The sequence below is a fragment of the Pseudomonas sp. TE12508 genome, assembly GCF_056279485.1.
This window is the reverse complement of record NZ_JBWCCN010000007.1, coordinates 60,301-72,850: the sequence shown is the minus strand read 5'-3', so window position 1 is coordinate 72,850 and position 12,550 is coordinate 60,301. Positions and strand designations below refer to the sequence as shown.

The 12,550-nt window shown below is 56.2% G+C and carries 9 protein-coding genes and 1 pseudogene; all 10 read right to left on the bottom strand.

What is annotated here, in order from left to right:
• Position 1: 1 nt before the first annotated feature.
• The gene (locus ACZ9IM_RS11270; RefSeq protein WP_476223920.1) at positions 2 to 967 is read right to left on the bottom strand and encodes a tripartite tricarboxylate transporter substrate binding protein; all 966 of its coding nucleotides are present in this window, start codon (positions 965 to 967) and stop codon (positions 2 to 4) included.
• Positions 968 to 1,201: 234 nt separating this feature from the next.
• The gene (locus ACZ9IM_RS11265) at positions 1,202 to 2,509 is read right to left on the bottom strand and encodes a dicarboxylate/amino acid:cation symporter (protein ID WP_008013247.1); all 1,308 of its coding nucleotides are present in this window, start codon (positions 2,507 to 2,509) and stop codon (positions 1,202 to 1,204) included.
• 193 nt (positions 2,510 to 2,702) lie between these two features.
• Positions 2,703 to 3,440, bottom strand: a complete 738-nt coding sequence (locus ACZ9IM_RS11260) for a proteasome-type protease (protein ID WP_476223919.1) — start codon at positions 3,438 to 3,440, stop codon at positions 2,703 to 2,705.
• A gap of 80 nt (positions 3,441 to 3,520) precedes the next feature.
• The gene (locus tag ACZ9IM_RS11255) at positions 3,521 to 4,318 is read right to left on the bottom strand and encodes a transglutaminase family protein (protein WP_008013249.1); all 798 of its coding nucleotides are present in this window, start codon (positions 4,316 to 4,318) and stop codon (positions 3,521 to 3,523) included.
• Positions 4,315 to 5,265 (bottom strand): alpha-E domain-containing protein, encoded by a 951-nt coding sequence (locus ACZ9IM_RS11250; RefSeq protein WP_007902296.1) that lies wholly within the window; start codon positions 5,263 to 5,265, stop codon positions 4,315 to 4,317. Before ACZ9IM_RS11250 ends, ACZ9IM_RS11255 begins: the two co-directional genes overlap by 4 nt.
• A gap of 3 nt (positions 5,266 to 5,268) precedes the next feature.
• Complete coding sequence (locus ACZ9IM_RS11245; protein ID WP_007902297.1) at positions 5,269 to 6,678, bottom strand: circularly permuted type 2 ATP-grasp protein; 1,410 nt, start codon at positions 6,676 to 6,678, stop codon at positions 5,269 to 5,271.
• Between the two features lie 722 nt (positions 6,679 to 7,400).
• Positions 7,401 to 8,093, bottom strand: a pseudogene (locus tag ACZ9IM_RS11240) (diaminopropionate ammonia-lyase); the annotation flags it as partial.
• A 34-nt stretch (positions 8,094 to 8,127) separates the two neighbouring features.
• On the bottom strand, positions 8,128 to 9,594 hold the full coding sequence (gene pyk / locus ACZ9IM_RS11235; RefSeq protein WP_476223918.1) for a pyruvate kinase: 1,467 nt from the start codon (positions 9,592 to 9,594) through the stop codon (positions 8,128 to 8,130).
• 155 nt (positions 9,595 to 9,749) lie between these two features.
• Entirely contained in the window at positions 9,750 to 11,093 is a 1,344-nt protein-coding gene (locus ACZ9IM_RS11230) for an MFS transporter (RefSeq protein WP_427623888.1), read from the bottom strand.
• 67 nt (positions 11,094 to 11,160) lie between these two features.
• Positions 11,161 to 12,549 (bottom strand): four-carbon acid sugar kinase family protein, encoded by a 1,389-nt coding sequence (locus ACZ9IM_RS11225; protein WP_476223916.1) that lies wholly within the window; start codon positions 12,547 to 12,549, stop codon positions 11,161 to 11,163.
• Position 12,550: the final 1 nt, after the last annotated feature.

The window sequence follows — 12,550 nt, the reverse complement described above, 5'->3', positions numbered from 1 at the left end:
CTCAAAGCAGCCCGACCTTGACCAGCATCGCGCGCAGGCGCCCATGCTCTTCTTCGACGAATTTGCCGAAGTCATCCCCGGTCAAAATGCTGGGTGACCATGCATTGGTTTTTACGTTTTCTTGCCAGACAGTGCTTTTGGTGGCGGTCAGGACGGCTTCGGTCAGTTCTTTGCGCTGTTCAGGCGTCAGGCCCGCGGCGCCGTAAACGCCCCGCCAATTGCCGATTGTCACGTCATAGCCACTTTCTTTGAGCGTCGGCGCATCGATGCCTTCAACGCGGTTGGGCGCGCCGATCGCGAGTAAGCGGAACTGTTTGGACTGGACGTATTTGGCAAGCTCGGCGTAGCCGCCGGTGATCACCGTGATATGTCCACCCAGCACCGCAGCGACGACTTCGCCGCCACCGGCGAAGGCGACGTAGTTCACTTTGTTGACAGGGACGTCCATTTTGCTCGCCAGTTCGGCGATGCCAATGTGGTCGATCGACCCCTTGGAGCCACCGCCCCATTTGATACTGGACGGGTTGGCTTTGAAGTCTTTGAGCAAGTCGGCCAGGGTTTTGTATGGCGAGTCGTCACGCACGGCAATCACGTTGTATTCGGTAAACAGCCGGGCGATCGGTGTCACATCTTTCAAGGTGATTTGCGGTTTGTTCTGCTCGATGGCCGCGACCATGATCGCGCCGACCACAATCAGGGCATTGGCGTCGCCCTTGGTGCCATTGGCAAATTGCGCCAACCCCAGGGTCCCACCAGCGCCACCCTTGTTCTCGAAGGTTGTGGACTTTGCCGTTTTCGCCTCGACCATGGCTTTGCCCAGGACGCGTGCAGTCTGGTCATAACCACCACCGACTGAACCTGGGGCCATGAACTTGACGGTATCCAGCGCAAAAACCGGTGAGGCGAGCGCGGCGGCGGTAACTAAAACGGCGAGGTTGCTGCTGAATCGACGGGCCAATGCAAACATGAGTCGTCTCCGGATAGCTGTTCTTGTTGTTTTCGATCAGGGGGGGAGCCCCTGTTGGTTGAACATGCGTCTGGGAATAAGCGTAGGTCATAGTAGTGTTTGTTGGTGTCCTTTCAATCAACCGGATGGCAATGACCGATAGCCCCGCGCAATGAGCTGATGTCCCGCGGGGCTGGCACCAAAAGCAGATCAGAAACGCAGGGGCATTATTCTATTAGGCTGCACGCCCGCGTTTCAGGCCTTTACCGGGACCGCCGATACCACCGCGTCCTCAAGATCCAGCGTTCTGGCGTGAGCCTGGGCCTCTTCTTCGCTCATCAGTTCGCCTTCCCATTTGGCGACCACGGCAGTGGCAATGGAGTTGCCCACCGCATTGGTTGCCGAGCGCCCCATATCGAGGAACGTATCGACCCCCAGAATCAGTAACAGCCCTGCCTCGGGAATATTGAACTGGTTCAGCGTCGCGGCAATCACCACCAGGGACGCCCGCGGTACACCGGCCATGCCCTTGGAGGTCAGCATCAGAATCAGCAACATGGTGATCTGGGTACCGATGGACAACTCGATGCCGTAAGCCTGGGCGATAAACAGCACTGCGAACGTGCAATACATCATCGAGCCGTCGAGGTTGAACGAGTACCCCATCGGCATGACAAAACTGGAGATCTTGCGCTTTACACCAAAGCGATCGAGGGCCTCGAGAATTTTCGGATACGCCGATTCGGAGCTCGCCGTGGCAAAAGACAGCAGGAAGGCTTCCTTGATCAACACCACGAGCTTGAACACCCGCGGTCCGAGAAACAGCAGGCCAGCCAGCACCAGCAGCCCCCACAGCAAGAACAGCCCCAGGTAAAAATCGCCCATGAAGACGGCGAATTTCAACAGGATTGCCAACCCGTTCACCGACACGGTCGCGGCCATGGCGGCCATCACTGCGATGGGTGCCAACTTCATCACGTAACCGGTGATTTTCAGCATCGCGTGGGACAACTCTTCGATCAGACCCACCAGGCGCTCGGCCTTTTTGCCCAGCGCCGCCAGCGCGACGCCGAAGAACATGGAGAACACCACGATCTGCAGGATTTCGTTGTTGGCCATCGCCTCGGCGAAGGATTTGGGTACCAGGTGGACGACGAAATCCTTCAGGGTGAAGGCTGACGTCGCAAGGTTAGTGTGGGCACCGATATCGGGCAGTGGAAGGCCGAGGTTGTGGCCAGGTTGTAGCAGATTGGCCATGACCAGTCCCAGCACCAGAGACACCAACGAAGCCGTCACGAACCAACCCAGAGCCTTGGCAAATACGCGCCCGACCGACGCGGCATCGCCCATATGCGCGATACCGACCACCAGCGTCGAGAACACCAGCGGCCCGATCAGCATTTTGATCAGACGCAAAAAGACATCCGAGACAATGGAGATGTACCCCGCTACTTTGGTCGCCGACTCCTTGTCCGGAAAGTTGATGAACACCATGTAACCGATAAGGATCCCCAGGGTCATGGCGATCAGAATCCATGCCGCAGCCGGTAATTTGCTCTTCATAAAACACCTCCATGGGTTTAACCCAGTTCCAATTGCCTCAATGGCAGCGATTCATTCGCAATAGGTTGATCCATGCACTGAACGACTTTTATCCGCTCAAGTGCGCTGAACCGGGCAGCAAGCAAACCGCCCTTGAATCGGGGCGGTGCTTGAACAAGAGGTGAATCGTTATTTTTGTTATCAGCCGACTACGTCATGCAGGCATCATGTACACGTCGGGAGGCTCCGGCAGAGCAGCGAGCATGTCTTGCAGTCCGACAGCCCACTGCGCACGGATACGATTGAAGTAAGGGTCGTCGGCTGTGATGCGGTAACTTTTCGCGCGGGTAAAACTGTCTTTGCGGTACACCAGCAGGTCCAGCGGCATGCCTACCGACAGGTTGCTGTGCATGGTCGAGTCGAACGAGATCAGCCCGCAGCGCAGGCCTTCGTCGAGTGAGGTGCGAAACTTCAGGTTGCGATCCAGGATCGGCCTGCCGTATTTGCTTTCACCCAATTGCAGGAACGGCGTGTCCTCCGTCGCTTGAATGAAGTTGCCTTGCGGGTAAATGCTGTACACGTCCATGGGCCCGTCCGCGATTTGCCCACCGACCAGAAAGGAACAACTCAAGTCGGTCTTGCCCGACAACCTGGTACGATCCCGGGCGACGACTTCGCGAACGGTTTCGGCCACCAGCACGGTGGCGTCATAGAGCGTGCGGACATTCAACAGATGGGTACCCGACCCGCTCGCACGTTGCTTAAGCAGGTTGACCACCGATTGCGACGTGGCCAGGTTGCCCGCGGTTTGCAGCACGATCAGCCGCTCTCCTGGCGTGCTGAAAATAAACAACTTACGGAAGGTTGAAATCTGGTCGATACCGGCATTGGTCCTTGAATCGGAGATGAACACCAGCCCGTCGGCCAGGTGCATAGCGACGCAATAAGTCATTCGTGTTAACTCGTGAATTAGAGATGAGAGGCCATACCGTCTCCACGACGGTATGGCCAGTTGCTGCGACTGACTCGGGGTTATTGGTGTTGAACCTGAAACAGGGACGTTACCTGTACCCGAGCCAGCATCGACTCAGCCCCGCCGCCACGACGCATACCGCGTACCGGACAGGCGTCCAGGTAGTCCAGACCCACCGCCAGTTTCAGATGGCGTTCGGGCCGGGCCAACCGATTCGTCACGTCGAAGCTGTACCAGCCATCGTCGAGCCACGCTTCGGCCCAGGCATGACTGGCCAAGTGATTTTCATCTTCGGTACACAGGTAGCCAGAGACATAACGTGCGGGAATTCCCAGGCTGCGGGCGCAGGCCAGGAAAGCGTGGGTGTGGTCCTGGCACACCCCTCCTCCGCCTGCAAACGCCTCGGCTGCGGTGGTATCGACCGTGGTCGCACCCGGGTTGTAGACCATGTGGTCGGCCAGGCCATTCATCAGGTCGATCAGCGCCGTCCGATCACGCCGCGTACCGCAGTGCTGCACGGTAAAGGCATTCAGGGCATCGTCCAGTTTTGTCAGGTGACTGGTGCGCAAAAATGGCAAAGGCGATTGGCTGTCGCGTTCAAACTCACGGTCCGGATCGATTTCCACCTGACCATAAGCCGTCAGCACCAGAGCTCCGTGGGGCTCGTCCATCGTCAACACATGCAGGATGTTGCCGTAAGGATCGAACTGGCTGCGGACCAGGCGCGGCAATTCCAGGTGCCATTCGAGGATGCGCTGGCGATCGCTGTTCTGCGGTGTCAGCCGCAGGAACTGGATACTGGTGCAGACTTCATCGGCGTAGCTGTAGGTGGTGTCGTGGCGTATGGACAGTTTCATACGACCTCCAGATAGGACTCGTGCACGGTCTGACCAAGATGGCGAACCTGGGAGATGAAATCAGTCAGCCACAGGTGCAGACCGAAGCCGAGAATCTCGTCGATCCCGGTATAACGCAGCCGCGCATTCAGTTCTGCTGCCAGGCGCTGGGCTGGTCGGCCGTTGTTGCCCGGCAGGCTGGCGAGGATCTGGTCCAGTTCCTCGATACAAGCGTGCAGCGAACGCGGCACATCGCCACGCAACAGCAGCATCTCTGAAACCTGCTCGGCGCCGGGCGCATTGCGGTAGATCTCGTTGAACGCCTCGAAGGACGACAAGGCGCGCAGCAAGGCGCTCCATTGGTAGTAGCCTCGCGCAGAGTTGTCACTCACCTCCTCCGACTCTTCGCCGAACATTTCGTAGCGCGCATCCAGCAGGCGCAGGGTGTTATCGGCCCGTTCAAGGAAAGTGCCCAGGCGGATAAAGCAGTAGGCATCGTTGCGCATGATGGTGCCCGAGGTCGCCCCACGGAACAGATGCGAGCGCTCCTTGACCCACTCGCAGAAATGGCTGATGCCGTAGCGACCCAGGCCATTGCTGGCGATATTGCGCATCTCCAGCCAGGTGGCGTTGATGTTCTCCCACATGTCGGCGGTGATGCGTCCACGCACTGCGTGAGCATTGGCCCGAGCGGCCTGCAGGCAGCAATAGATACTGCCGGGGTTGGTTTCATCCAGCGCGAAGAAGTGCAGCATGCGCTCGGTGTTGAGTTCGCCGTAGCGTTCGTTGTAGTCGTCCAGCGTGCCGGCGGCCAATAGCGACATCGCCAGCTCGGCGCGGCCATCGGTGCGCCCGGCGTGGGGCATCAGCGACAGCGAGTAACTGACTTCGAGCATGCGCGCCAGGTTTTCGGCGCGCTCCAGGTAACGGGACATCCAGTAGAGGTCCGAAGCGGTTCTTGAAAGCATGTCTTAGTCCTCCACTACCCAAGTGTCTTTGGTGCCGCCGCCCTGAGACGAGTTCACCACCAGCGAACCTTCGCGCAATGCGACGCGGGTCAGGCCACCGGGCACCAGACGGGTTTCGCTGCCCGACAATACAAACGGGCGCAGATCAATGTGGCGTGGAGCGATGCCGTTTTCGACAAAGGTCGGGCACGTCGACAGGCACAGGGTGGGTTGGGCGATATAGGCTTCGGGGCGTGCCTTGAGGCGCGCGCGGAAGTCCTCGATTTCCGCCGCCGTGGCCGCGGGCCCAACCAGCATGCCGTAGCCGCCGGACCCCTGGGTTTCCTTGACCACCAACTCGGGAAGATGGGCCAGCACGTGGGACAGCTCTTCGGGTTTGCGACATTGCCAAGTCGGCACGTTCTTGAGGATCGGTTCCTCGCTGAGGTAGAAGCGGATCATGTCGTCGACATAGGGGTAGATCGACTTGTCGTCGGCCACACCGGTGCCGATGGCGTTGGCCAGGACCACGTTCCCCGAGCGATAGGCCGCCACCAGTCCCGGGACACCCAGCATGGAGTCTGGATTGAAGGACAGCGGATCGAGGAAGGCATCGTCGAGGCGGCGATAGATCACATCCACCTGTTTCGGGCCGGCGGTGGTGCGCATGTAGACATGATCGTCGCGGACAAACAGGTCGGCGCCTTCGACCAGTTCCACGCCCATTTCACGGGCCAGGAATGCGTGTTCGAAGTAAGCGCTGTTGAAGCGACCCGGGGTCAATACCACGGCCGTCGGGTTGTCCAGGGGGCTGGAGCTCTTGAGGGTGTCCAGCAGCAGATTGGGGTAGTGATCGATGGGTGCCACACGCTGGGCGGCGAAGAGTTCGGGGAACAAGCGCATCATCATCTTGCGGTCTTCGAGCATGTAGCTCACACCGCTGGGGGTGCGCAAGTTGTCTTCCAGTACGTAGTAACTGCCATCCCCGTCGCGGACCAGATCGACCCCGGAGATGTGGGCATAGATGCCGCGGTGCAGATTCAGGCCCTGCATGGCGACCTGATAACCCTCGTTGGCCAACACCTGTTCGGCCGGAATAATGCCCTCCTTGAGAATGCGTTGCCCGTGGTAGATGTCGGCCAGGAACATGTTCAATGCCTGGACCCGTTGAATACAGCCACGCTCCACCGTTTGCCATTCGCGGGCTGTGATGCTGCGTGGAATGATGTCGAACGGAATCAACCGCTCGGTGCCCTGCTCGTCCCCGTATAAAGTGAAGGTGATGCCGGCTCGGTGGAACAACAGGTCGGCTTCGCGACGACGTTGATCCAGCAACTCCAGAGGTGTGTCCGCCAACCAACGCGCGAACTCCTGGTAATGTGGGCGGCAGCCACCACTCGCATCATACATTTCGTTAAAAAAAGCTCGGGACATACCCTACTCCTTGCCGCGATACAGACGGCATTTTCTTATCACTTTGCTATTTCAATAAAATAAGGCCTTACGTTGTTTTAGTGAGTACTGTTTCTGTTGAGCACCTCAGTGTGCGTCGTTAACTTCCTGTCACATTCGGAAATAATTTCCTCATGACTCCGGCAATCTCTTGACGCGTCCCGACGCCAGAGATTCGGCCTCTGCGGTTTGATTTCTGGCGCCCCATTTATAACGTTCCCCATTATCTTTTTTCGTTGAAAACCACACTTGCGGTGGTTGGAAAGTACTTTTGCAAGGGCTGTGCCCAAGTATTGTTACTGCTGATAAAAAACGAAAAACCCCTCCGTAAAGACACCAGAGAGACATTTCATTGCATTTTTGAGACAGAAACAGATGCGATCGCTGAAACGTTTTTCCCACTTGTAACTTGCACAACTCTGGAGCGGGCAAAAATGGTGCGATTAGCCACTCCAGGGCGTTTTTTGCCCTATAAGCGGGAAATTTCTACTCATTATTTTTATTGTCCTTGTAATACAAAGCATCTCACCCGGTGTCTCGATAAATATCGAACGCACTATTAATGCTCAAAAAAATGCACCAAGAGATTTCAGAAAGAACGTAAGTGCCAAGTAGTGAGGCAAAAAAAAGAGAGAGCAAAGAGGGCCTGATCCGTGGCCGAAAGAGGTCGAGACAGACTGCGAGCGGGCCGTCCGGTTATCCGGTCAAACGGCCGCCAACCATTCTTTTTGACGGGCTAAAACCGATGTCGCTGTCTCACCGACCAGCTCAGCGTACACATTGGGTGCGGTCGCCCCTTCGGTGCTGATCAACAGGACTTTCGATTGCCGATTGATACCGGTTTTTGAGGCGAGGCCTGGCGTCGACATGATCTGCGTAAGCCCGGCCAGCCCGGCAACGGCGGATTCTCCAGCGACCACCGGGATATCTTGTGGGCTACCGGTAGCGAGCTTACGCATGGCGTCCACGGCATCCTGATCCTGGACAGTCATGAAAAAATCGACGCTGGAACGAAGAAACTTCCACGCCAGTGGCGAGGTTTCACCACAGGCCAACCCGGCCATCACCGAGTCTACCGAGCCCGTTGTCTTCGCGGCTTTACCGTTGAGCGCACTTTGATACAAGCAATCGGCTTGCTCAGGCTCCACGACAATCAGCACAGGTCGCTGCTCGCCATACTGCTCCCAGAAATAACTGGCAATCCCCGCTGCCAGTCCGCCGACCCCGCCTTGCAGAAAAACATGGGTGAATGCACACCCGCTGCCATGCCATCCAGTCGACGCCTCAATGATTTCTGCGGCCATGGTGCCGTAACCTTGCATGACGTCCCGCGGGATCTCTTCGTAGCCATCATAGGAAGTGTCAGAAACAACCCGCCATTGATCCAAAGCGCCTAGATCGTTTATGGAGATACTGTTTTGAGGAGAGATGTTAGGGGGCGCTCGAATAGCTCACGGAAGTAGGAATCTGAAGAATCTTCAGACCATTGGTGCCGCCCGCGACGCTGTAACTGTCGCCCTTCGTGAGAATCACCCAGTCGCCGGGAGCAACAAGACCACGCCGGAGCAGCTGATTGATTGCTGCCTCGCTCACGCTTTCCAGGGGGAGCGAAAGTGGATCGAACGCTATCGGGTAAACGCCACGAAACATAGATGTGCGGGCCTGTGTAGCCCGATGCGGCGACATGGCATAGATCGGCACATGCGAGCGTAGGCGGGACATGATCAATGGCGTGTAGCCACTTTCTGTCAGAGAGATGATCGCCTTAACGCCTGGAAAGTGATTAGCGGTGTACAGCGCGGCAAGGGCGATGCTCTCATCGCAGCGATCAAAACTGGTATGCAGGCGGTGGCCGGACTTCAGATTGGTTGGATGCTTTTCGGCGCCACAGCAAATTCGCGCCATGGCACGTACGGCTTCGATCGGATAAGCGCCGGCCACGCTCTCAGCGGACAGCATCACCGCGTCGGTGTTGTCCAGCACCGCGTTCGCTACGTCAGATACTTCGGCACGCGTTGGCATCGGGCTGGATATCATCGACTCCATCATCTGCGTCGCAACGATTACCGCTTTGTTATTGCGACGAGCGTGAAGAATGATCTTTTTCTGGATGCCGATCAGCTCGGCATCACCGATTTCGACGCCTAGATCCCCCCTGGCGACCATCACTGCGTCGCTCGCTGCAATCAGACCATCAAGCGTCTCGTCGTCAGCAACAGCCTCGGCGCGCTCAATTTTTGCAACCAACCAGGCACTACCGCCCGATTCGTCACGCAGCTTGCGGGCGTAATCCATATCACTCGCGTCTCTTGGAAAGGACACTGCTAGATAATCCAGATCCATCTCTGCAGCCAGCTTGATATCCGCCTTGTCTTTCTCAGTCAAAGCCGGAGCCGTCAGCCCCCCACCTTTGCGATTGATACCTTTGTTATCCGATAGAGGCCCACCCACTGTCACCGCGCAGTGCAGGGCATCAGCAGTTGTGGATTCAACCCGCATTACCACTCGGCCGTCATCGAGCAGCAGTTCGTCACCTACCCCGCAATCCTGCACCAGGTCTGGATAGTCGATGCCCACAACCGTTTCATTACCCTCGGTCAGTGGGTGAGTGATAGAAAATGAAAACTTATCTCCGACCTTTAACTCAACACACTTGTTGGTGAACTTGGCGATGCGGATTTTTGGCCCTTGCAAATCGCCTAGCAAAGCAACGTGCCTACCATGCTGTGCAGCGATTTCACGAATCATACGGGCCCGCGCGATATGCTCGGCGGGAGTACCGTGAGAGAAGTTCAATCGCGCAACATCCAGACCTGCGAGTATCAACTGTTCAATCACTTGTGGGGAACTACTAGCCGGCCCGAGGGTTGCAACGATCTTGGTTCTGCGGATGGTCATACGAAGTTCCTTCCAGTGGGGCTGAGGCAAATTCTCAGCGTCCCTTTATAAATAAAGTTCGAGAGCTATTTGCTGGAGATGGAACAGCACAGCCGCTCAATACACTTCAGAGGACGTACGACACGCCGCAGCCGGGCATGCCGTACACATGCTTGTCATTCGTCCACGATATCCACGTCCCTGGTTTCAGCGGACAGGAAAACGCAAAGTGCAGAGAACGCTGCAAGCGCTATGGTGAGTACGGAAATAGCGTAGGGCGTACCATAGTGGCTAAGCAGGAATGCTCCTAGGATTGGCGCAGTGCCGCCGCCAATGATTCCACCGAGGTTGGTGGACATTGCAAAGCCGGTGAACCGGGCGCTTGGCCCAAACGCCTCGCCAGTGAAGGACGGCACAGCGCCGTAGACCAAGCCATAGCCAGTCATGAATAGGCAGGAGCCTGCGACCATCGGCCAAAACTCGCCGGTGGAGAATAGGTGCCAGAATGGAAACGCAGCGAGGGCGGTCACGGCAAAACCGATGAGCATCATCGTGCGTCGACCGATTCGATCAGCCATGGCACCGGCAAATGGCACCACCACCAGGTGGGTACAAATAGCAACCATCGCGACCGACAACACGAAAGCATTGGACAATCCAAGCTCCCGTTGACCGTAGCTGAGTGCGAAAACTGTGAAGAGGTAGAAGGTGGAGAAATGGCAGATGTTCGCACCTGCAACCAACAGCAATTGCTTTGGATATCGGGTGAACAACCGCATGGCAGGCGACTGCGATGGTTCCGAGGTTACTGCTCGCTTCTTAGCGGTTTTCTCGAACACGGGCGATTCGGGCACTTTCGAACGCACGAAGACCCCGACAGCCAATAAGACGATACTTGCGACGAATGGAATGCGCCATCCCCAAGAGTAGAAGTCTTCTTTGGACAACAACGCGCTAACAATCAGCAGCATGCCTGCGGAGGCGATGAAACCAAACACTGGGCCGATGTTGTTGATAGCAGCATAAAACCCTCGTCTCCGCTTAGGTGCGTGCTCCAAAAGCATTAATACTGCCCCGCTATACTCACCAGCAAAGGCAAAGCCTTGGATGAAGCGCAGTACGCATAGCATGATTGGCGCCCAGATACCGATACTCGCATAAGTTGGCAGAAGGCCGATACCAACAGTGCTCAACCCCATGATAATAAGGGTGAGATAGAGTAGTTTCTTGCGGCCAATACGATCTCCGAAATGTCCTAGTACTAGCGACCCTAGTGGACGAGCCACAAATGAAATGGCAAAAGACGCAAGCGATGCAAGACGAGAAACAGCCTCATCGCTACCGGGGAAAAACAGCGGGCCGAAGATCAGTGCGGCGGCAGTCCCATAGAGATACAGATCGTAAGTTTCCAGCGCTGTCCCGAAGAGACTTCCGGCAACTACGCTCTTCATGGACTTTTTCTCGCCATCGTCCAAATATTCAAGATCTTGTTCGACAGGACTCGATATAGTGGTTTGCATGATTTCACCTTTTGTTATTGTAAATATGCAAGTATTTTCTTGTTGGTGTGAGCATTCAGATAAATTACTAAGAGCCTCTCAAAGTTTTAATGAAGTAATCTCGATCTCCCATCTGACCGCCCTTCAGGGCAACCTCCAACTCTGCGAGATACGGCTTTTGAGAACGCATCTGACACAACGGAGCTCCAGGCGAAATGTCAGACTTGATGACCAGAGCATCAGGGGCAAGGATCTTAGTAACCTGGCTAGAGGTATCTCCTCCTGATACAACCAGTCTCTTCAACGGAAATGCTTTAAGAATCTCAAGCACAACGCGCCCGAGCTCTACAGCGAGTTTTTTGCCGCCTTGAACTCTCGCTTCATCACGAAGCAAGCCTTCGAGAAGCATTGCCTTAATCATCTGCTCAATTCGCGGATCATTCGGGCCCTTGGCCGTATGGATCAACACTGATCGCCCTTTTTCAAGGTGCGATACTGCAGCAGTGACTACGTCACGTACCGCTGCACTTCGGCGAGCGTCAACAATCAACGCAGCAGCATCAACTTCAAGTTCGACGAATCCATAATCAATCGCGGCGTCGATCTGCGCTTGGCTCAAGGGTGAGGCGCTACCAGAAATAACCAGCACCTGCTCCACCGACTTCAATGGCTCCACCTTCGCTTCGCGCGTCTCCATCAGGCCGGCTGAACGCCAGTGCTGTGTCAGCCCGTATTCGACACCCGAAGAGCCGACCACAAACAAAGGCGCATCGCTCGATGACAGCTCAGTTAGCACTCGGCCAGCAGTCGTCATGTGCGCTTCAGTTGTGCCATCAAACAATACGGCATCGTGCTGGCCAGCCAGTTCTCGCACCAAGTTGGGGAGGTCGGAGTTTTGCTCCATCTGACGAATATCGATCTTGCTGATCGACAAGTTTTTTTGTTGACCGATATGGATACTCAGGTCGGCCTCATGCATCGGCGTGATCGGGTGAGCACGCATAATCGGATGGCGGTCGATCCTATGAACCGTATGATCAGTTTTAGACAGCGCGTACAGGTTACCGAAGACACAGTAACGACCCAGTGCCGGATTGCCCGCGATGATCGGGATGCCTTTTGTCCCGAAGGTACGTGCAGCCAGCTCAATAACATGACCGATGCTGCCTACAGTCGACGCGCTGTCGAATGTGGAGCAGACCTTGTAGTGAACGAGCGATGGAGACAGACGCTTGATCGCCTGGAAAATCTCAGGCAGCACATCATCCATCTCCGAGTTGGACAACGCACGGCTGTCTCCGGCGATTCCGATAGCATCGAATCCACCCATTTCGGCCAGCAGTTCCGGGGTAGGTGGAGTCAAGAACAATGCGCACTTGAGCCCAGCTGCCGTGAGAACCTCCAACGCATCGGTCGAACCAGTGAAATCATCTCCATAAAATACCAGGGAAAGATTGGATGCTTGGTAGGAGCCCATG

What these genes read in the sequence shown, in the direction of transcription:
- ACZ9IM_RS11270 (WP_476223920.1), bottom strand. Translation starts at nt 967, where the DNA reads ATGTTTGCATTGGCCCGTCGATTCAGCAGCAACCTCGCCGTTTTAGTT.
- ACZ9IM_RS11265 (WP_008013247.1), bottom strand. Translation starts at nt 2,509, where the DNA reads ATGAAGAGCAAATTACCGGCTGCGGCATGGATTCTGATCGCCATGACC.
- ACZ9IM_RS11260 (WP_476223919.1), bottom strand. Translation starts at nt 3,440, where the DNA reads ATGACTTATTGCGTCGCTATGCACCTGGCCGACGGGCTGGTGTTCATC.
- ACZ9IM_RS11255 (WP_008013249.1), bottom strand. Translation starts at nt 4,318, where the DNA reads ATGAAACTGTCCATACGCCACGACACCACCTACAGCTACGCCGATGAA.
- ACZ9IM_RS11250 (WP_007902296.1), bottom strand. Translation starts at nt 5,265, where the DNA reads ATGCTTTCAAGAACCGCTTCGGACCTCTACTGGATGTCCCGTTACCTG.
- ACZ9IM_RS11245 (WP_007902297.1), bottom strand. Translation starts at nt 6,678, where the DNA reads ATGTCCCGAGCTTTTTTTAACGAAATGTATGATGCGAGTGGTGGCTGC.
- pyk (WP_476223918.1), bottom strand. Translation starts at nt 9,594, where the DNA reads ATGACCATCCGCAGAACCAAGATCGTTGCAACCCTCGGGCCGGCTAGT.
- ACZ9IM_RS11230 (WP_427623888.1), bottom strand. Translation starts at nt 11,093, where the DNA reads ATGCAAACCACTATATCGAGTCCTGTCGAACAAGATCTTGAATATTTG.
- ACZ9IM_RS11225 (WP_476223916.1), bottom strand. Translation starts at nt 12,549, where the DNA reads ATGGGCTCCTACCAAGCATCCAATCTTTCCCTGGTATTTTATGGAGAT.